The following is a 20,905-nucleotide window of genomic DNA, read 5'->3' on the forward strand; positions in this document are numbered from 1 at the left end:
ACTTTGTTACTTTGTTACTTTGAACCTTTGTAACTATTTCTTATCCACTACCGGTCTATTCTCTCTATTTGCCAATTCCCATGCTACAACAAAAGCCAGTTTAGTTCTTTTAGTCAAAGCATCGTATTCAATTTTTTGAGGCTCGTCACCTTTTCCGTGATAATCTTCGTGAACTCCATTGAAGAAGAAAACAGATGGAATGCCGTGTTTAGCAAAATTATAGTGGTCAGAACGCTCGTAGAAATGGTTTGGATCTTTCGGATCATTAAATTTAAAATCCAAGTCCATTTTGATGTATTTTTCGTTTTGAGCCACAACTGCATTATGTAAATCAGATGATAATCTGTCAGCACCAATTACATAAACATAATTGTTTGTGTTTGAATGCTCTACATCACGACGTCCGATCATGTCGATATTAATGTCAGCGATTGTATTTGCAATTGGGAATAATGGATTTTCAGAATAGTAACGAGATCCATGCAAACCGTGCTCTTCCCCAGTTACATGAAGAAACAAAATTGAACGTTTTGGTCCGTGGCCTTGTTTTTTCGCTTTCGCAAAAGCTTTCGCCATTTCCATAACAGCTACAGTTCCAGAGCCATCATCATCAGCTCCGTTGTACACTTCACCGTTTTTAATGCCCACGTGATCGTAATGTGCAGAAATTACCAAAACTTCATCTGGTTTTTCTGTTCCTTCAATATAAGCCCAGATATTTTCAGAATCAGGAAGGTTCTGATTACGTCTTGCATTCATAAATGCTGCAGGAACAGGCTGATAGTAGTCTGAAGCCCCTTTTGGAAAAGAGATTCCACTTTTTTTGTATTGCTCAATCATGTAAAGACCTGCTTTTTTCTGTCCCTTAGAACCAGTTTCACGGCCTTCCATTTCATCAGAAGCAATAGTGTAAAGCATTGTTTTAAGATCCTTTTCGCTGATAGCCTTAATATATTTTGAAGGATCCGAATTGTCTTTAGATGCTGTTGACTGCGTTGTTTTACAAGAGTACGCAGTAACAATTAAAAATAAAATGAGTAATTTTTTCATTCTAAATAGTTAGTGTAAATTAATAAATGTGTAAAGAACGTAAAAGGTCAGTAAAAATAGGATAAAAAGTGAGTTTATTATAAACAGCATTACGCTTTTAACAAATGACACTATTCTAGATTCACCATAAAAACGATGATGTGCAGGATAAAAATAATAGAACATCCAGATTGTGCCAATAAATGTTGTAATTGAGGATATAAAAGTCAAAGGATTATTTTCTCCTAACAGACCAATCAATCGATCAATAATAAACATAATAAGAAAAATCAATAAAAGAAAAGAAAAATAATGGAGTGTGAAAATTCCATGATCAAAATAATACCACCTTTTTTTGTTGTGAAAAAGCCACAGAAAAAAAGCGAAAAATGGCATAATGATAAATAAGATTTTTGGCAGATTATGAAAAAAGGATTCTACAAACTTTTCAATAATTTCTCTTTTGGTATTGTTTTCAGTAACATGGACTGCTTTTTCATAAAGCCAATAACTGGTAGCATTCAACTTACTGCTTTCTTTTCCATATTTCTGAATAGAGTCAATCTCTTTCATTGATTTTAAATGGAAATACTTGTCTTCGTCTTTTTTTGAAAGCCCTTGCGTGTTTTTAGCCAGTTCTTTGCTAAGAGCTTTTTCACTTTTATCAATATCGCCTTTTACTTTGCTCGGAAACATTGCAATCAATAAAAATGTAATAAAACTGATGAAAATATAGAGTCTGACAGGAGCCAAGTAAGATAGGCGTTTTCCCGAAAGGTATTCTTTGGTTAATGTTGAAGGTTTAAAGAGCAAGTTGCGAATGGTTTTCCAAAAAGCATTTTCATAATGCGTCAAATCTTCAAAGAAATGGATAAACAAATGATGAAAAGTTTTTCGGCTATCGCTATTTTCCTGTCCGCAGTTGGGGCAGAATTTTAGCTCTACAACATGTCGGCAGTTGAGACAAGTTTTGTCTTCTCTAATTTTATTATGTGACATTGGTTTATGCTGATTTGTTTTGGTAGTCTTTTAGTTTTTTTGAAATTATTTTTTCAGGACTTCGTTTAAGAAAAGCTGTAAATGGTCAAAAGATCTTTTTGCAGCAACAGCATTGTAAGCTGCGCCTTTAGAATTGTCATTTCCTGCTTCAGGATTTGTGAAAGAGTGAACAGCATTTGCATAATAAATCATTTCCCAATCTGCTTTAGCATCGCGCATTTCTTGTTGGAATGATGCAATTTCTTCTTTAGGAACAAACGGATCGTCTGCACCATGGCAAATGAGAACTTTTGCAGAAATTGGTTCTGTTTTTCTGTTGGCATCTTTTCCTAAACCGCCATGAAACGAAGCAATTCCTTTTACATTCAGATGTCCGCGGGCAGCTTCAAGAACTCCAGTGCCGCCAAAACAATAACCAATAGCGACAATATTATCGGCATTTGCGCCAGACTTAACCAATTCCTTCAAAGCAGCATCAATACGTTTTTGATACGCTTCGTAATTTGTTTTATAAAATCCTGCTTGTTTTCCTGCTTCTCCCGTGTTTTTAGGATAATTTCCTTCTCCGTAGATATCAGCGATGAAAACGTGATAGCCTAATTTAGATAATTCTTCAGCAATTCCTTTAGAAGCATTATCAATTCCTAACCAAGCTGGCAAAAGTAAGATGCCTGGATTGTTAGTGCTCTTTTTAGCAGATTTTATAAATAAGCCATTCAATTGTTGGCTTCCTTCTGAATATTTCACTGGTTTTAACTGCGCATTCATAAGGTTAGAAAATAAGATTGCACTGAATAAAAAGATTATGGAGTTTTTCATGATTTCTTCAATTTTTAACAAATATCAGAAATATTATGTTACAAAAAAACCTCACAAGTAAATTCTTGTGAGGTTTGTAACCAATATTATAAAAGAATATTTTTCCTTTTTATAATGATATATTTCGTTTAAAAGCGCAGCCTAATTCTACAATAGAATCGGTTTTGTCGATACCCGGAATTCCATCGATTTTTTCATAAAGAATACGGCGCATGTGTTCATGATTTTTGGCGATGATTTTTATGTAAAGCGTAAAAGAGCCGGTTACATAATAACATTCGGTAATCTCAGGAATTTCTTTAAGCGCTTCAATAATCCGTTCAGAATCAGAATCTTTGTTTAGTGTGAGTCCAGTAAAAGAAGCCCAGTCGTAACCTATCTTCTTTTCCTGAATAATGGGCTTAATACCGCCAATCACGCCTTGTTCAATCATTCTGTTAATACGCTGATGCACCATTGTATTTGATATTTTAAGATTAGTGGCGATGGCAGAATAAGCCATTCTTCCGTCTTTTTCTAATTCTTTAAGGATACTAATATCAAATTCGTCTAATAATTCCATTCAGTAAAAATCGTTTTAAAATTGAGTCTTTTGCGATTCATAAAAGTAATTCTTTTTTTTAATAAACAGCCATCGAATCATATTTCTCGAAAAAATAAATATGTCTTTTTCGTAGTGATTAAATTTAAGTTTTGACTTTTATTTTGTTATATTTGAGTCAAAATATCGTTTTTTGGATTGTTATTTGTTTAATTTTAATATTTTTGTGGAAATAAAAAGCATATTATGATAAGTACAGAAAAAACACTTTCATCAAAATCGGAGTTTTTGATTGAAAAAGAAAACAAATATGGAGCTCATAATTACCATCCGCTTCCTGTCGTTTTAGAACGAGGAGAAGGCGTATATGTATGGGATGTTGACGGAAAGAAATATTATGATTTTTTATCTGCTTATTCTGCAGTAAATCAAGGCCACTGCCATCCTAAAATTGTAAATGCAATGGTAGAACAAGCTCAAAAACTGACTTTGACTTCTCGTGCTTTTTACAATGATAAATTAGGAAATTATGAAGAATATGTAACGAAATATTTTGGTTTCGATAAAGTTCTTCCAATGAATACAGGTGCCGAAGCGGTTGAAACAGCTTTGAAAATTTCTAGAAAATGGGCTTATGAAGTAAAGGGAATTCCAGAAAATCAAGCGCAGATTATTGTGTGTGAGAACAACTTTCACGGAAGAACGACAACTATCATTTCATTTTCAAATGATGAAACGGCGCGCAAAAACTTCGGACCTTTTACAGATGGTTTCATTAAAATAGAATATGATAATCTTGAAGCGCTTGAAAATGCTTTAAATTCATCTAAAAATATCGCTGGATTCTTGGTTGAACCAATTCAGGGCGAAGCAGGAGTTTATGTTCCTTCTGAAGGTTATTTAGCGAAAGCGAAAGCACTTTGTGAAAAACACAACGTACTTTTTATTGCCGATGAGGTGCAGACAGGAATCGCCCGTACAGGAAAATTATTGGCAGTTCATCACGAAAATGTACAGCCGGATGTTTTAATTCTTGGAAAAGCAATTTCTGGCGGAGTTTATCCAGTTTCGGCTGTTTTATGTAATGACGAAATCATGAATGTGATTAAACCTGGGCAGCACGGATCTACTTTTGGTGGAAATCCAGTTGCCGCTGCAGTTGCGGTTGCGGCGCTAGAAGTGATAAAAGACGAAAAACTGGCTGAAAATGCAGAACGTCTAGGGGTGATTTTAAGAGAGGGATTAAATAAAATTGCAGATAAAAACGATTTGATTACACTAGTTCGCGGAAAAGGTCTTTTAAACGCAATTGTAATCAACACAGATGAAGAATCTGATTTGGCTTGGGAAATCTGCTTGAAGTTTAGAGATAATGGATTATTGGCTAAACCAACTCACGGAAATAAAATCAGACTGGCTCCGCCTTTGGTAATGACTGAAGAGCAAATTAAAGAATGTCTTGACATTATCGAGAAATCCTTGAGTGAGTTTAAATAATCGTCCTTTGAGATTAAAAATAGAAAAAGCAGCAAGTATACTTGCTGCTTTTTTGTATAGACCATTTTTTTGTTTTAAAAAGCGACTGTTTTATAGCAATCGCTTTTTGTTATAATTACTAAAAATATCAAAAAAAAGTAATTATTTCTTTTGAGGGGCACCAGGAATTAATTCTCCTTTTTGCTTGAATTTGCTGTATTCTACAACTCCTGTTTTGTCGGCCCAGTCAAAATATTTGGCCGAAAGATCGTTTACAATTCCTGGATTTTGTGCAGCGACATTATTCGTTTCTCCACGGTCTGCTTCAAGATCGTAAAGTTCCCATTGATAAGACGGATAAATTGAAACCAATTTCCACTTTCCTTCTCTTACCGCTCTGTTTCCAGCTCTTTCCCAGAATAAAGGAGCTCCACGATTTACTTCAGAAGCATTATCAAATAAAACCGGAAGTAAGCTTTTTCCAGGAAGCGGATTAGAATTTACGCCATTTAAAGTTTTAGGATATTCAATTCCTGCCAATTCATAAAAAGTAGGGGCAAGATCAATAATATGGCCAGTTCCTTTATCGATTCTTCCCGCTTTAATTTTTGATGGATACCAAGCAATAAAAGGAGAGCTAAATCCGCCTTCATGCATATTATTTTTATAATCCTGCAATGGAGTATTAGAAAGATATGCCCAATTTTGTTCCTGATAATCGAAAGAACCAGAAGAGCCTACAGGCCCGTTGTTGCGGACTAAACCTCTTCTTAATGGATTATAAGTATTAAATCCGCCTTGAGCACCATTATCTGCAATGAAAATAATTAAAGTGTTTTTGTCTTTTTTAAGCGCTTTCAATTTGTCTAAAACTTTACCCACGTTCTGGTCCATATTGTCAACCATTGCAGCATAAACTTCCATTTTGGCTTTCCAGAATTGTTTTTCATCATAAGTCAGTTTATCCCATTCTGGAACCTCTGGATCTCTTGGCGAAATAGTCTGGTTTGGAAGTATAATACCGCTTTCTCTTAATTTTTGAATTCTTTTTTCTCTCAAAATATCCCAACCTTCATCAAATTTGCCTCTGTATTTGGCAATATCAACTGGTTTTGCCTGTAATGGCCAGTGAGGAGCGGTAAATGCCAAGTATAAAAAGAATGGTTTGTTTTCTTTGTTTTGCTCTTCTAAAAAAGTAACTGCATTATTCCCGATTTCATCTGTAAAATAGTACGAATCGTCTTTTGGGTGTAGTTCTTCGTTGTTTCGAATCATCTTTACAGGATAAGGTGTTGTACCGAAAGGAAGTGGTTTCGTGTCAAAATAATTAGAAGCCCCTTTCAAGATTCCGTAAAATTTATCAAAACCTCTTTGGTTTGGCCACTGTGACTGATCTTCAGAGCCAACATGCCATTTTCCAGACATTAAAGTACTATAACCTCCTGAACGGAAAACTTCTCCTAAAGTTAAAGATTCTTTATTTAAGTAACCTTGGTAAGCTGGCAGACCAAGATTCACATCAAAATAACCAACTCCAGCTTTATGCTGATATTGTCCAGTTAGCAAAGAAGCTCTTGTTGGCGCGCAAATCGAGTTGTTGTAAAACTCGCGAAGACGTGTTCCTTCTTTGGCCAAACGATCTAAATTTGGAGTTTTAATTTCAGACCCATAATTTCCTAAATCAGAATATCCCATATCATCCACCAGAATCAAAATTACATTGGGCTTGGCAGATGCAGTCTGTGCTGCGGTTTTGTTAGAGCCTATTATTCCCGTCAATAGGACAGAAAGTAAAATATTTATTCGTTTATTCATCATATTTATAATTTACCAGTAGTATATTTTTGGTTTGTTTTTTTTTACTTTTTGAAAAGTTCAAAAGAGAAATACATTTCTACAAACATTCGGTCGTTAGAATTGAAATCAAATTGCGGTTATATATTCCGCAGGAATGTGTGTTTTGTTTTTAAGGTTTAAAAAGCAAAAAAGCTATAATCAATGTAATAAAGATATTAAAGAATTGTGCGGTTAAAAATGCAATCAAAGGTTTTCTGCTATTATGCTGTAATAGATCTTTAAAATTGGTTTCTAAACCAATGCTAGTAAAAGCTAAAGCAAACCAAAGCCCTTGCAGATTTTTTAAACTTTCCTTTAATTCATCACGAGTTTCTGGCGCAACAAAAAAAGAGAAAACAATGGAAGCCACAATAAAGCCAATGACAAACTTTGGAAAGCGTTCCCAAATAACGCGGAGCGTTGGCTTAGATTCTTGAACTTCTGAAGACTGATTGTGCGTGTAAGTCCAATAAACAGAAATCGCAAAAGCAGCTAATCCTAATAAAACATTTTGAGAAAATTTTACGATTGTACTTATTTTTAAAGCCGTTTCGCCAACCAAAGTTCCAGATGCCACTACAGCACCAGAAGTATCAATGCTTCCGCCAAGCCAGGCTCCTGTAACTTCTTCGGGAAAATTAAAATGACTGGCAATTATTGGCATAAAAATCATCATAGGAATCGCAGTTACCAAAACCATAGAAATCACATAAGACAATTTTTTAGAATCGCCTTTTATCGCACCAGAAGTGGCAATTGCCGCCGAAACACCGCAAATTGAAACCGCACTCGAAATCATCATGGTCAATTCGTCATCGACTTTTAGTTTTCTGCAAAGCCAGAATGCAAAATACCAAACGGATAAAACCACGACCAAAGCTTGAATTAAACCTAATGAACCTGCTTTAAGAATATCCGAAAAAATGACGCTTGTTCCCAATAAAACCAATCCGATTTTGACAAAAAGTTCGGTTGACAAAGAAGAACGAAACCATTGTGGGAGTTTGAAAAAATTACCGATAATCAATCCGATAGCTAAACTGAAAATTACGGCTTCTAGATTAAGCGCTTTTACTTCAGTATTTCCTGCAATAATTAAAGCTAGAATCGTTAAAACATAAACTACGGGAAATCCAAAAATGAAATTTTTAACCGATTTTCCAACTAAAAAAGTGCCGATTATTCCAATGACAATAAAATAAAAAAACTGAAAACCAATTATTTTAATGTTTTTGATTTCGAAAACATCGAATATTAAGTCTGTTCCGTTCGTCCATTTAAAAACGGGAACTTCGGGAAGAAAAATAAAAAGAGAGATTCCGATAATGAGAAAACCGAGAATTACGACTGTCCAGTCTTCGTGAATAGTAAATTTTGTTGAGGTTGACATTGTATTCTTAATTAATTTGTTATCCTAACAGGTTTTTAAAACCTGTTAGGATATTGGAATTATTTAGTACGTAATGTTTGTAGATAGGTTACAAATCGACAAAGTATTTTTGTTTGCCAAAGTCAAACTCATAATAAGTTAAATTAGGCCACAACGGTTTAATTAAACCTTTTTCCCAAGTTTGCAGCGCAGTTTGCAATTCTTTTACTTTTTCTGGATTTTTTTGTGAGAGGTCTGTTGTTTCAGATTTATCTGAGGCAAGATTGTACAACCATTTTTCGTGTGTTTTTCCGCTAATGACTAGTTTCCAATCACCACTTCTAATCGCTTTTGCATCGCCCGAACGCCAGTATAAATCTTTGTGGGCTACTTTATTTTCGTTTACGGTTTGAATCAAATCTACACCATCATAAATTCTGTCTTTTGGTAAATCAGAACCAATTGCAGTTGCAATGGTTGTAAAAATATCCAAAGTGCTTACAGGATTTTTATAAACAGTGTTTGGTTTGATTTTTCCTTTCCACGAAAGTGCAAAAGGAACATTGATTCCGCCTTCAAAATGGGAGAATTTACCGCCTTTCAGAGGTGCATTTGTTGTGGCAAAAGTATAATCGGCACCACCATTATCGCTGGCAAAAATGATTAAAGTATTATCTTCCAAGCCTTCTTTCTTGACTTTTTCACGAATTCTGCCAATCGCATCATCTAAAGCACTGACCATGGCAAAATAGACGCGTTTGTTTTCGTCTTTTACATTCGGAAAACGATCGTAATATTTTTTACGAACTTGAAATGGCGTGTGAGGCGCATTAAACGGAATGTAAAGCAAGAATGGTTTGTTTTTGTTTTTATCAATAAATGCTTCCGCTTCTTCAGCAAATTTTTCGGTTAAATACGCTTTTTCATCAATAATAGTGCTATCTCTGCGAATTTGTCCAATTCCGACGCGTCCATTTCCCCAAATCGTTTTATCTGTAAAATCTTTATGGTGATGATTGATAATGTCAGGATTGTCATCTTCTGGAGCATAAAGCGAAAATGCTTGATAAAATCCGTAATGATGATCGAAACCGCGGTCCAAAGGAAAAAATCCTTTATTGTGTCCCAAATGCCATTTTCCGATAATTCCAGTGCTGTAACCTTGTCTTTTGGCTAAATCGGCAAAAGTGATTTCAGATTTTGGGAGTCCTTGCGTTTTAATGGAAGCCTCGTTCGGATAATTGATTTTATCATTTAATCTCCATCCGTCTGTATTGATTAAATATTTAAAACCATAATATTCTAAATTGTTTTTCGGATAACGATCTCCGGGCTGATATTCATGTCCAAAACGTTCTTGATATCTTCCTGTAATTAATCCGGCACGCGAAGGCGAACAGATTGCAGCAGATGCATAACCATCTGTAAAAGTAACTCCAGAAGTTGCCAAAGAATCGATTTGTGGGGTAGGAGTCGATTTTCCGCCGTAGAGCGAAATATCATATTTGCCCAAATCATCGGCAAGCAGAATAATGATATTGGTCTTTTTTCCAATAATGGAATCTTTAGGTTTTGAGGCTAAAAATTCTTTTTTCCCTTCTGCCAATTTTTGATCTTCTTTGACTAAAGTGGCTTCAGTATTAATCGGCCAAAATAAAAATGCTGCCAGAAGAAGAAACACTATTAAAATGGGGATTACGATTTTGGTTATTTTTTTATAGGTTGCCATATTTTGGTTTTTGGTTAGTTCGCATTGCTTTTGACAGTATTTTGTCATCCTGAGGAACGAAGGATCACACACGTAGCTCTACAAAGATTGTCGACTCTGATTACGGAATTACTAGTGTGATCCTTCGTTCCTCAGGATGAAATATTGTGCGTTGAAACTGTGTAAAAGATTGTGCTTATTTCGAAGCCAACGCAACATCAACTTCGTTCTTCAAGTCATTTATTCCTTCTTTCTTAAAAACAATTTTGCCGTTTTGATATAAAATCAAAGTCGGGAAAACTTTTACGGTTTTTAAATCGGCAATAACTTGCGGACTGTCTTCCAATTCAATTTCTACGATTTTTAAATTCGAACCATATTCTGATCTAATGTCTTCTAAAACTGGTTTTACTTTTTTGCAAGGAGCACAGTATTTTGAACCGATATCTACGAGAACAGTTTTGTTATCAGCAATAATCTTATTGAATTCCGCCAAAGACAATTTACTTTTTAGATTAGAATAAAAAGGTTTTCCGTTTCCAATCCAATTCGCAATTCCGCCTTCTAAACTATAGGCTTCTGAGAAACCATTTTTTAATAATTCTTTTTCTAAAGCGACACTTCTGCCAGCTCCAATGGAATATATAAAAACAGGTTTTGACTTGTCTAGTTTAGCAACAGATTGCGCATAGTTTTCAGATTGGAGATTAAAGTTTACAGCACCTTCAATATGATTCAATGCAAATTCTTCTGGAGTTCTGGCATCAACAATCTGTGGTTTTTTTTGGCTTTTTATTTTCGAATAAAATGAATCTAGCGATAATGAGCTGTGAATTTCATTTTGCGAAAAAGCAGCAACTGCCCATAAAAAGGCAATTGCTGTTATACTGGATTTTAACATTTGATTTTTCATATCAAGAAGCATTTATACTTGTTCTAATACCGGTGCAGGAGTTTCTTCGGCTGTAACTGGCTTTGGTTTTAGCGGAAGCGATAATACACCTTCGGCAAGAGAACTTCCTTCTTTTTTCGATTTAAAAATCGGCCAAAGAAACTGTGCATACCATTCTTCTTGTTTGTATGATTTTGTTCCGAATGATTTTGGATATTGACGTGTAATTAATCCTGTTCCGAAAATAACATCCCAAATGAAGAACATGTTTCCGAAGTTTCCCTTGAAATGCCCAACACCGTCTCCGCTTGTATCTGCGTGATGTGCGTGATGCGTAGCAGGAGTAGAGATCAATCTTTCTAAAACCCATGCAATTGGATGCAATATTCTGTATTTGTAAAAAGGTTTATCCCACGGAATGCTTGAGTGCGCTCCCAAAGTGATGAAACTTTTAATCACTAAAACAAATAAAGCAGGAAGGCCTAAACCTAAATACGTTAAAGTGGCTGTCAAATAAATTTGAGAAAAGAAAACCGTATAAATAAAGTTTTGCCTAGAAGCCATTGCCATCCCCATGTACGGAGCTGAATGGTGCGTTCTGTGAAAACGCCATAAAAATGGAACTTGGTGATGCAATCTATGGTACCAATACTGCGTTAAATCGTCAGCAATTGCTATTAAGAAAAAACCTCCCCAAAACGGAACCCATGATAATGAATTAGCCAGATTTGGCAATAAATAAGGTAAAGCTGTTAAACTGAAAAAAGCAATGATAGGAGGCAAAATCAATTTTGGAGCTAAGAAACAAACAATGTCAATTTTGCGTTCTTCACCAGTCCATTCGTCATCGTATAAACCTGCAGCAAATTCGATAATTCCTAAAACGATCATAAATACGGTTAATCCCCAAGTTCGAATATTAGCAAAAATGGGTTGTGCAAATTCTAAAAATGGAGGCAATGTTAAATGCGATTCGCTTACAGCTCCACCAGTTAGTTTAAAATACAGGTAAATTGCCACTACAGGCAATGAATAAATGAAAAAACTTATAGTTAAGTCTCTCGTTAATTTTTCTTTTTGAACTATTGCCATGATTTCTTATTTTAAAAATTGATTTACTACTGCTAATCCGCCAGCTAGTATAGCCAGTGGAACTAAAAACAAGATTATCCCAACGACAATCTTTTTTCCTATGATTTCATAATCTACTCGTTTCATAATTATTCTTTTTATGTTCTGCAAGGTTTCAAAAACCTTGCAGGTTATGCAATTAATTATTGGTTCCTCCTGGTTTAGTTGCTTGTTTGATTAAGTCAGAAATTGTTTTTCCTTTATCAGCACCAGTATTGTGAATTCTTCTGTTATAAACATCCTGCCAGTCAATCAGTGGATATAGATTGTTTTCTTTTGCCTGTTCGTCGAATAATTTTTGAAGCTCAGCCAGTTTTTCAGGATGTTTTTTCGCCAGATTGTTACGTTCGTTAAAATCTTCGTTTAGATTGTATAATTCCCAAACATCAGTATCGAAGTTGCTTGGAGCAGGTTTTTCGTTGCTTCCTAAAGATTTTTTTACTGCGAAAGAATCCGGCAAATGCGCAGCAGAAGCTTTCCATCCGTCTTTGTAAATAGCTCTGTTTCCAAAGATGTAGTAATACTGCACTTTATGTAATGATTCAGCTTTTGGATTGTCTAAAGAAGCTTTGAAAGTTGAACCTTGAATAATATCTTGTTTGATATTTCTAATGTATTCTGGCGCTTTAATTCCAACAATATCCAAAGTCGTTGGCAAAATATCTGTAACGTGGCTGTATTGATTTCTTATACCGCCTTTGTCTTTAATTCCGTTTGGATAAAAAACAATCAGCGGGTTGCGAGTTCCTCCTTCAGACTGAGCATCTTGTTTCCAGTTTTTGAAAGGAGCATTTGTTGCCTGAGCCCATCCCAAAGGATAATTGGTATTTAAACCTTTAGCTGTTCCGATTTCGCCAATGTTGTTCAAATTGCTTTGGAAGTTTTCTTCGTCGGTTTTTCCTTGAGCAAATAAACTTTGGTTGATTGTTCCTTGTAGAGTCCCTTCTTTACTTGCACCGTTATCTCCAATGGCAACAAAGATTAAAGTATTATCAAGCTGTCCGCTTTGTTTTAAGTAATCTACAACTCTTCCAATTTCATAATCTGTATACGTTAAGAATCCAGCGTAAACTTCCATGAATCTTGCGTATACTTTCTTTTGGTCTGGTGATAATTTTTTCCATTCTGTAATTAAAGCGTTACGTTCTGGCAGAACGGCATTTTGAGGAATTACACCCAATTTCTTTTGGTTTGCCAATACTTTTTCGCGATAAACATCCCAGCCTTCATCAAATTTGCCTTTGTACGGTTCAACCCATTTTTCGGCAACCTGATGAGGTGCGTGAACCGCTCCTGGAGCATAATACAAGAAAAATGGTTTTCCAGGAGCTGCTTTTTGCTGTTTCTGAATGTAGCTGATTGCTTTGTCTGTGATTAATTCATTTAAATGGCGTCCGTCAGGTTTAATGTGAACTTGGTCTTCAACCAAATCAGGATTGTATTGGTCGGTTTGAGAACCTAAGAATCCGTAAAAATGATCGAAACCTTTTCCCGTTGGCCATCTGTCAAACGGACCCGCATCTGTTGCGTCTTCATCTGGTGTAACACCATATTTTCCAACTGCAAACGTGTTGTAGCCATTGTCGCGTAAAATCTCTGCAATTGTTCCTTTATCAGAAGGAATTCTTCCGTCCCAACCTGGGAAACCAGCCGATAAAATAGTATGAGAAAATCCGCTTACGTGAACTCTTCCTGAATTTCTTCCAGTCAATAAAGCGGCACGGGTAGGAGCACAAATTGCTGTTGTATGGAAGTTTGTATAACGTAAACCATTATTTGCCAGATTATCAAAAGTAGGCGTATTGATTAAGCCTCCAAAAGCGCTTGAAGCTCCAAATCCAACGTCATCTAAAAGAATCCAAACAATGTTCGGAGCGCCTTTTGGTGCCGTTACAGGATCTGGCCAGTATTCTTTAGAATCAGCCAGAGTTTTTCCGATTGTACCCTTAAATTCTTGTTTGTCTTGTGCTATTCCCAATTGTGCAATCAGGATAGCAGTAATCAAAAGCCCCTTCTTAGAGCCTTTGATTGAGATGCTATTTTTTAAATTTTTCATTTTTCTATAGTTTTTTTAGTTATATGGTTTTAAATAATGGTTCCTATTTTTAAACACATAGAAACATAGATTTGTTTTCTGATAAAAGGCGTTTCACTTATTTCAATTCACATAGCAACTATGTGTGGAGAAACGAGTTTCTCTTTTACTTTTTTTATTAATAATTTAAAATCTATGTTTCTATGCGTTTAAATTTTTTAATATCCAGGGTTTTGTGGCAATCCATCAGGATTGATATTTCTTTCGCTTTGCGGAATCGGATACAGATTATTTCTTTCTGAAACTGAGTTTTTAGCTGTAACCTTTTTTACTTCAGTAACCAATGTTCCCCATCTTACCAAATCGTACCAGCGCTGTCCTTCCTGAACAAATTCTTTTTTGCGCTCTTCCTGAATTGCAGCTCTAAAAGACGTCTGGTTTAATCCCACTAAATCAACAGTCACATCTGGAGTTGTGATGGCTTTCCCAAAAGCTCTTCTTCGCACTTGATTAATCAATTCGTATGCTTCTGCAGTTGGACCTCCTTGTTCATTTATCGCTTCCGCTAAAGACAGAAGGATGTCCGCATAACGAATAACTGGAAAGTTGATCGCTACGTTTGAAGGTGTCGCCAGATTAGACAAATCCAAGTATTTTTTGAAAATAGGTTTTGGAAAAGTGTATAGCGTACCTGTTGCTGGATTAAGCAATTGTTTGGCATAACTTACATCTCTTCTTTTGTCTCCAGGCGCATAGATGTCATAAAATAAAGCAACGTCTGAAATGATATCTGCTGGTTCTGTTGCTGTAAATCCAGTAAAAGAAGTGGCTTGAAAAGTACTTCCGCTTGATCCGTTTCCTGCTTGATTTGGTTCAAACTGAACAGAGAAAATATGCTCTTTTCCGTTCTTTTTTGTTTTAGTGAAAATATCTTGAAAATCTTCAAACAAAGCATATCCGTAACCTCCGTCAATTACTTCTCTAGCTTTTGCAATCGCGTTTGGCCAATCTTTTCTAGTCAGATACACTTTTGCCAAAATGGCTTTTGCTGCTCCTGATGTGGCACGTCCAGCATCTGCTGCCGTATAGGTTTTTGGAAGCGCTTCGGCATCTGTTAAATCTTTGATGATTTGGGTGTACACTTCCTCAACTGTAGAACGATTCGTTTTTAAATCTCCCAAATTGATAGATTTAGCTTCGTGCAAAACAATCGGGACTCCGCCCCAAAGACGAACTGCTTGAAAATAAAGCAATGCTCGGATGAATTTAGCTTCATTGATCAATCTGGTTTTGATAACTTCTGAACCTGAAACTTTCGGAATATTATCAATAGAAACATTTGCTCTGTTGATTCCGTTGTAAATTTGTCTCCATGCTACCTGAACACGATCATTGGTAGCATCGTGTGTTAAACTGCTCATGGCTCTAACTTGCGGGTTTGTAGCAGAAACTCCTGCAGTTGCGTAATCAGAACCCATATCGGTTAAGAAGTAAAGGTTTCGACCAAATAAACTTTGCTCACCTGGATCAAGGCTCAAAGAGGCATATACTGCAGTTACACTCGCTACTGCATCATCTTGAGTGATAAAGTAATTGTCTTCGGTTACAAAAGAGTTAGGTGTCACCTCAAGATCAGTGCACGATACCAATAGACTGGCACTTAAAAGGAATGTTATGATTATCTTTTTCATTATATATTTTTTTTACTTAGAAAGTTACGTTCAAGCCCGAGATGAATGTTTTGGAGTTTGGATAAGAACCAAAGTCAATTCCCGGATATAAGTTGTTTTGTTCGTATGAACTTACCTCTGGATCATAGCCAGTGTATTTGGTCCATGTAATTAGGTTTTCTGCTGAGACGTAGATTTTTACACTTTTTGTTCCCAGTTTTTTAGAAACACTTTTAGGTAAAGTGTATCCTAATGTGATTAATTTTAATCGTAAGAAACAAGCATCTTCCACATAACGTTCAGAAACAATTCCTAAAGGAGAACTAGAAGCTCTCGGAATTTCATTACTCGGATTTGTTGGTGTCCATCGATCATTTAGAGTCGCCGCCGCATTGGTTCCAAGAGTAGAAATCTCCAATTGCTGATTTAAGGCATTAAAGATTTTTCCGCCATATGCACCTTGAAAAGAGAAATTTAAATCAAAATCATTGTATGAAACTGTATTACTGAAACTTCCAACAAATTTTGGTTGAGATGTGCCTAAATTGCCTTTGTCAAGAGCTGTAATTACGCCATCTCCGTTAGTATCAACATATTTTCTGTCTCCCACTTTTGTATTGGCCAAACTGTTGATTTTTGGCTGTGTATTTACTTCTTCCTGAGTCTGGAAAATTCCGTTGGTTCTATAACCCCAGAAAGTTCCTAATGGCAAACCTACTTTTACTGTGACAGGCTGCTGCTGCAATAAAGAACCGTTTGGCACTACTGGGAAAAACTGATCTACGCCATTTCCGATCTCAGTAACTTTATTTCGGTTAAGAGAAAATACAATATTGGAGTTCCAAGCGAAGTTTTCTGTTTTTATATTTTCCGTTGTTACACCAACTTCAAAACCTTTATTTTCAACTCCACCAATATTTTGAAGCACTGTGGCATAACCCGAACTCAATGGTACAGGAACGTTGATCAATAAATCTTTCGTCTTTTTATAATACACATCAAAAACAAAATTGATTCTTCGGTCTAATAATGATAAATCCAATCCAACATTATATTGATTAGTTTTTTCCCATTTCAAATCTGGGTTTGCCAATCGGGTAGGAGCTAAACCGGTATATAATGTTCCCCCAAAAGAATAATTTACAGATCCCATCGAAGCAAGAGGCAGGTAGTTTCCGATTTCTTGGTTTCCTGTCGTTCCAGCTGTAATTCTTAGTTTTGCTTCGGTTACGCCTTTAATATTGTTGGCAAATTCTTCGTCGGTAATATTCCATGAGAATCCAGCAGAAGGAAAGTAGCCCCAAAGTGATTCAGAACCAAATCTTGAAGAACCATCTGCACGTCCAGAAAGTGTAAAGTTGTATTTTCCTTTATAAGAATAATTGACTCTAGCCAGCCAAGATTTCAAAACACTTTCATAAGCTTCGCTGTATGGTTTTACCGCCACACCATCTTGAAGTGCATTGTAAGTATTGGCATCGTTAACAAAAGTCTGAGCTCCTGCATTCACCACTTCGCCTTTTGTGTATTGAAGCGTATAACCTCCTAAAGCAGAGAATTTATGATTTTCGCCAAAATTGGTATTGTAGGTAAGCGTATTTTCATTCAAAACAGAACTTACTAATCTTTCTCCGATAGAGGCCAATCCTTTTGTACCTGCTCCAGTAGTGGTGTTTGAAGGCGCATAGTAATTTTGTTTCGTATTTAAAACGTCGCCGCTCACCGCAACTTTAGCCGTTAATTCTTTATTGAATTTATACTCACCAAATAAGCTAGTTAGGATTCTGTTTAGTTTGGTCTCGTTCGTTGTATTTTCCAAATCATTAATTGGGTTCGGAACATAACCATTTACAGAAGTTGCGTAAGGATTGTTGGTTACGTTATAGCTTCCGTCTGTATTTTTTATAGGAACCACAGGAGCTGTCAAAACTACACTAACAAGTGGGTTTGGGTTTCTTCCTGCCGCCGCGCCTCCATTTGTACCAACACCATTTGCAATCGAATTGGTATAGTTGGCATTTACGCCAAATTTGAATTTCTGAGAATAATTTCGTTCATAGTTGGCTCGTAGCGAAATACGTTTAAAATCAGATCCTAAAACAATACCATCCTGATCAAAGTATCCTGCAGAAATAGCATATCTAGATTTCTCGTCTCCGCCCGAAAAAGATAAATTATGACTTTGAACAGGTGCTGCCGTTACAAATGCTGCCGACTGCCAATCGTAGTTTCCAGAAGTCTTCAAAGCCTCGATCTGTGCAGGAGAAAAAGAAGGAGCCTGACCAATACTCGCCTGAACATCGTTTCTTAAACTTGCCCATTCGCTCGCATTCATCAATTTCAGTTTTTTGGAAATATTCTGAAATCCGAAATAGCCTTGGTACGAAATATTATCTTGTCCTTTGGTTCCCTTTTTTGTCGTAATAATTACAACTCCATTGGCACCTCTAGAACCATAAATTGCTGTTGCTGAGGCATCCTTTAGAACCTCAATAGATTCGATGTCAGCAGGATTAATAGTAGAAAGCACATTGACACTCGCACCCGCATATGTTACTCCTGCGCTACTGTTATTGTTATCGTTGTAAATTAAGATTCCGTCAACAACATACAAAGGTTCATTACCAGCAGTAATCGAGTTTCCTCCGCGAATGCGAACGCTTGAAGAAGCACCTGGACGTCCAGAACTTTGTGTAACTACAACTCCAGCAACTGCACCTCTTAATAGATTGTCTGCCGAAGAAGTAACCTGAGATAAGTTGGCTTTTGGAACCGAAGCTACCGAGCCGGTAATGTCTTTTCTCTTTTGAGTTCCGTAACCTACAACTACCAATTCGTCTAGCTCTTGACGCTCTTCTTTAAGGTTAATAATGACCGGATTTTTCTCAACAATTATTTCTAGTTTTTTATATCCGATGTAACTTACGATCAAGGTGTAAGGAAATTTCTGTCCCGTTTGAAAATAAAATTTTCCTTCGGCATCTGTCACAACGCCGTGGGTTGTTCCTTTAATGGTAACCGAAGCACCAATTATAGGTTGATTTGTAATAGCATCAACGACAGTTCCATCTAGTTTTGATTGAATAAGTGGGGTGGTATTTTGGGCTTGTATTCCTGCCGTTATGAAGAGTAGAAACAGCAGTATGTGTATGTTTAACTTTTTTTTCATTTCTTTGTGTTGGTTTTAAGTAATTAACAAGACGCCCTGAGCACTGTTTATACAGCACTCTAAAAGTGTTCTTGATTTAGTGATAAATGTTCTTTAAGCCTTGCCATTTCTGTTGCCGCAGAAATGGCTTTTTTTATTTAAAGCAACAGGTTTGCATTGTTTTCATTTTAGTCTTTTTAATTGTTAGTTATTTAATTTGTAAATAAATAGGTATGGTTTCAAGAGCCTTGCCCAATACAATTGAATGCATTGGAGAGATTTCTTGGTTAAAATTCAATAAATATTTTTGGTGATATTTTTTATGTTTTGCTTCGATATGGATTCTAAAGGCAAACAAAGTAAGAGTAGATAATTAACAACAGAAACACATATAACAAATAGTGCTATAAGTGTATTTTTTAGGAAGAATGTAACGCGATATGCTTTCTGTTGTTTTCACAATAATAATTTTTATAGTTTGAAATACTGTTTTAAACTCTACTAATCCTATAGACAAAGTTAAATTTTATATAATAAAAACCAAAAGTTTGAGGAGTTTTTTTTGAAAAATATATGTTTGTAGAAGCGCTGTAAGAAGGACTTGTCTTGTTTGTCCCTTATTTTAAAAGGGATCGCAAAGAATTCTGTAATCAGATAAATGTTAAAATAAATTTTGTGCTTGGATTAAAATTGTAGTATTTTATACTTATTTTTCAACTCTAAAACAGCACTTTTAATAGACTTAAATGGTTACAAAAGCATAAAAAGAGTCTAAAAAAACTCTTTTGACACGGATATCTAAAATCTAAATTTAAATTTCAAGTTGATTTTGAATAAATTAGAGTAATTTTATAGACTATAAAAGAAAAGTAAAATTTTTTAATCAACCTACGGATAAATACTTATATTTGTATTAAGTATTTTTACTTAGTTTTATAATTAAACGAAATGATAGAAGTAAAAGAAGCTTTAGAAATTGTCGCTGCAAACAGTTCAGTTTTGTCCACTCAGAAAATTTCTGTTAAAAAAGCGCTCGGATATGTTTTGGCAGAAACAATTTACTCGCCGATTTCAATGCCACCGTTTCGCCAATCGGCAATGGATGGTTATGCTTTTATTCATTCAAGAAGACATCAATTTGATGTGGTAGGAATTTCGCAGGCTGGCGATCATGCCAATGTAAAACTAAAAGAAAACCAAGCCGTACGCATATTTACAGGCGCATATGTCCCTAATGACGCAGATACTGTTGTAATGCAGGAACATGTAATGGTAAATGGGGATTCAATTTTGATTGCAAAAATGCCAGAACCTTTTGCTAATGTTAGAAACAAAGGCGAACAGATTAGTGCAGAGGATGTTGTTTTTGATGCCAATACATTAATAACTCCAGCAGCAATTGGTTTTTTAGCTTGTTTAGGAATTACAGAAATAACAGTTTATAAAAAACCGAAAGTGGCTATTCTAGTGACGGGAAATGAGTTGGTAAAGCCGGGCAAGAAACTTTCTAAAGGGAAAATTTACGAAAGCAATTCTGTAATGCTGCAAGCGGCTTTGCAGACCATCGGAATTAACAAAGTTAAAGTTCATACGGTGAAGGATAGTTTAAAAGCAACAAAAAAAGCACTGCAACCCATCCTTAAGAAGAATGATATTGTGCTAATATCTGGCGGAATTTCTGTGGGGGATTATGATTTTGTAAAAGAAGCTTTGCTGAAAAATGGAGTAGAAGAGCTTTTTTACAAGATTAATCAGAAACCTGGAAAACCAATGTTTTTTGGTTCTAAAAAAGATACTTTAGTTTTTGCGTTGCCAGGAAATCCAGCTTCTTCATTGACTAATTTTTATATTTATGTGTATCCTGCAGTCAAAAATAAAATGGGATTCTCGAATACGCATTTGCCAAAAATTGTTCGAAAATTAGAAAACGACATAGTCAATGACACAGGAAAAACACTTTTTTTGAAAGCATTATATAATGAAACAAGTGTTACCATTTTAGAAGGACAAGCTTCTTCAATGCTTAATTCTTTTGCTATCGCAAATGGTTTGGTAATTGTGCCACACGATACCGAAAGCATTACAAAAGGCACATCAGTAACAATCTTGCCCATTGATTAGGTTTTTAGAATAAAGATTAGAGAAAAGATTAAAGAGAAAAGATTAAAGAGAAAAGATTAAAGAGAAAAGATTTTTTAAGATAAGTAGCAAAAGCGCAGTATAAATAAAAAATATATATTGTTAAACTTGAA

General features: G+C 35.6%; 14 protein-coding genes. 2 read left to right on the forward strand and 12 right to left on the reverse strand.

The genetic code is table 11. The annotated features are described in order from the left end of the window. Positions 1-33: 33 nt before the first annotated feature. The 4 genes from FF52_RS20695 to FF52_RS20710 form a co-directional block, all read right to left on the reverse strand. The gene (locus FF52_RS20695) at positions 34-1,050 is read right to left on the reverse strand and encodes a M28 family peptidase (protein ID WP_008468690.1); all 1,017 of its coding nucleotides are present in this window, start codon (positions 1,048-1,050) and stop codon (positions 34-36) included. 9 nt (positions 1,051-1,059) lie between these two features. After that, entirely contained in the window at positions 1,060-2,028 is a 969-nt protein-coding gene (locus tag FF52_RS20700; protein WP_008468691.1) for a DUF3667 domain-containing protein, read from the reverse strand. A gap of 45 nt (positions 2,029-2,073) precedes the next feature. Beyond that, on the reverse strand, positions 2,074-2,847 hold the full coding sequence (locus FF52_RS20705) for a dienelactone hydrolase family protein (RefSeq protein ID WP_008468692.1): 774 nt from the start codon (positions 2,845-2,847) through the stop codon (positions 2,074-2,076). A 109-nt stretch (positions 2,848-2,956) separates the two neighbouring features. Continuing rightward, a complete protein-coding gene (locus FF52_RS20710) occupies positions 2,957-3,409 on the reverse strand; it encodes an Lrp/AsnC family transcriptional regulator (RefSeq protein ID WP_008468693.1) in 453 nt (150 codons plus the stop codon). Between the two features lie 225 nt (positions 3,410-3,634). Between FF52_RS20710 and rocD the strand changes: the two genes are divergently transcribed. Then, on the forward strand, positions 3,635-4,885 hold the full coding sequence (gene rocD / locus FF52_RS20715; protein WP_008468694.1) for an ornithine--oxo-acid transaminase: 1,251 nt from the start codon (positions 3,635-3,637) through the stop codon (positions 4,883-4,885). Positions 4,886-5,026: 141 nt separating this feature from the next. Here the strand turns inward: rocD and FF52_RS20720 are convergent, their stop codons facing one another. From FF52_RS20720 to FF52_RS20755, 8 genes are all read right to left on the reverse strand, one after another. Beyond that, complete coding sequence (locus FF52_RS20720) at positions 5,027-6,682, reverse strand: arylsulfatase (protein WP_237718568.1); 1,656 nt, start codon at positions 6,680-6,682, stop codon at positions 5,027-5,029. Positions 6,683-6,830: 148 nt separating this feature from the next. Continuing rightward, the gene (locus FF52_RS20725) at positions 6,831-8,090 is read right to left on the reverse strand and encodes a YeiH family protein (RefSeq protein ID WP_008468696.1); all 1,260 of its coding nucleotides are present in this window, start codon (positions 8,088-8,090) and stop codon (positions 6,831-6,833) included. Between the two features lie 88 nt (positions 8,091-8,178). Continuing rightward, complete coding sequence (locus FF52_RS20730) at positions 8,179-9,798, reverse strand: sulfatase-like hydrolase/transferase (RefSeq protein ID WP_008468697.1); 1,620 nt, start codon at positions 9,796-9,798, stop codon at positions 8,179-8,181. Positions 9,799-9,973: 175 nt separating this feature from the next. Further along, positions 9,974-10,690 (reverse strand): thioredoxin domain-containing protein, encoded by a 717-nt coding sequence (locus FF52_RS20735; protein ID WP_035692125.1) that lies wholly within the window; start codon positions 10,688-10,690, stop codon positions 9,974-9,976. A gap of 12 nt (positions 10,691-10,702) precedes the next feature. Then, positions 10,703-11,761 (reverse strand): sterol desaturase family protein, encoded by a 1,059-nt coding sequence (locus FF52_RS20740; RefSeq protein ID WP_008468700.1) that lies wholly within the window; start codon positions 11,759-11,761, stop codon positions 10,703-10,705. A 178-nt stretch (positions 11,762-11,939) separates the two neighbouring features. After that, on the reverse strand, positions 11,940-13,856 hold the full coding sequence (locus FF52_RS20745) for an arylsulfatase (protein ID WP_008468702.1): 1,917 nt from the start codon (positions 13,854-13,856) through the stop codon (positions 11,940-11,942). A 197-nt stretch (positions 13,857-14,053) separates the two neighbouring features. Beyond that, positions 14,054-15,526: a RagB/SusD family nutrient uptake outer membrane protein gene (locus FF52_RS20750; protein ID WP_008468704.1), complete on the reverse strand. Its 1,473-nt coding sequence runs from the start codon at positions 15,524-15,526 to the stop codon at positions 14,054-14,056. 16 nt (positions 15,527-15,542) lie between these two features. After that, on the reverse strand, positions 15,543-18,674 hold the full coding sequence (locus tag FF52_RS20755) for a SusC/RagA family TonB-linked outer membrane protein (RefSeq protein ID WP_008468706.1): 3,132 nt from the start codon (positions 18,672-18,674) through the stop codon (positions 15,543-15,545). 927 nt (positions 18,675-19,601) lie between these two features. Between FF52_RS20755 and glp the strand changes: the two genes are divergently transcribed. Continuing rightward, entirely contained in the window at positions 19,602-20,774 is a 1,173-nt protein-coding gene (gene glp, locus FF52_RS20760; protein ID WP_008468708.1) for a gephyrin-like molybdotransferase Glp, read from the forward strand. The last annotated feature ends 131 nt before the right edge of the window (positions 20,775-20,905 follow it).

This window comes from Flavobacterium sp. F52 (genome assembly GCF_000278705.1).
In the GTDB taxonomy this organism is placed as follows: domain Bacteria; phylum Bacteroidota; class Bacteroidia; order Flavobacteriales; family Flavobacteriaceae; genus Flavobacterium; species Flavobacterium anhuiense.

Coding starts and splice junctions, on each gene's coding strand:
- FF52_RS20750 (WP_008468704.1), bottom strand. CDS start 15,526: ATGAAAAAGATAATCATAACATTCCTTTTAAGTGCCAGTCTATTGGTA.
- FF52_RS20735 (WP_035692125.1), bottom strand. CDS start 10,690: ATGAAAAATCAAATGTTAAAATCCAGTATAACAGCAATTGCCTTTTTA.
- FF52_RS20700 (WP_008468691.1), bottom strand. CDS start 2,028: ATGTCACATAATAAAATTAGAGAAGACAAAACTTGTCTCAACTGCCGA.
- FF52_RS20740 (WP_008468700.1), bottom strand. CDS start 11,761: ATGGCAATAGTTCAAAAAGAAAAATTAACGAGAGACTTAACTATAAGT.
- FF52_RS20730 (WP_008468697.1), bottom strand. CDS start 9,798: ATGGCAACCTATAAAAAAATAACCAAAATCGTAATCCCCATTTTAATA.
- rocD (WP_008468694.1), top strand. CDS start 3,635: ATGATAAGTACAGAAAAAACACTTTCATCAAAATCGGAGTTTTTGATT.
- FF52_RS20725 (WP_008468696.1), bottom strand. CDS start 8,090: ATGTCAACCTCAACAAAATTTACTATTCACGAAGACTGGACAGTCGTA.
- FF52_RS20695 (WP_008468690.1), bottom strand. CDS start 1,050: ATGAAAAAATTACTCATTTTATTTTTAATTGTTACTGCGTACTCTTGT.
- FF52_RS20705 (WP_008468692.1), bottom strand. CDS start 2,847: ATGAAAAACTCCATAATCTTTTTATTCAGTGCAATCTTATTTTCTAAC.
- FF52_RS20745 (WP_008468702.1), bottom strand. CDS start 13,856: ATGAAAAATTTAAAAAATAGCATCTCAATCAAAGGCTCTAAGAAGGGG.
- FF52_RS20720 (WP_237718568.1), bottom strand. CDS start 6,682: ATGATGAATAAACGAATAAATATTTTACTTTCTGTCCTATTGACGGGA.
- glp (WP_008468708.1), top strand. CDS start 19,602: ATGATAGAAGTAAAAGAAGCTTTAGAAATTGTCGCTGCAAACAGTTCA.
- FF52_RS20710 (WP_008468693.1), bottom strand. CDS start 3,409: ATGGAATTATTAGACGAATTTGATATTAGTATCCTTAAAGAATTAGAA.
- FF52_RS20755 (WP_008468706.1), bottom strand. CDS start 18,674: ATGAAAAAAAAGTTAAACATACACATACTGCTGTTTCTACTCTTCATA.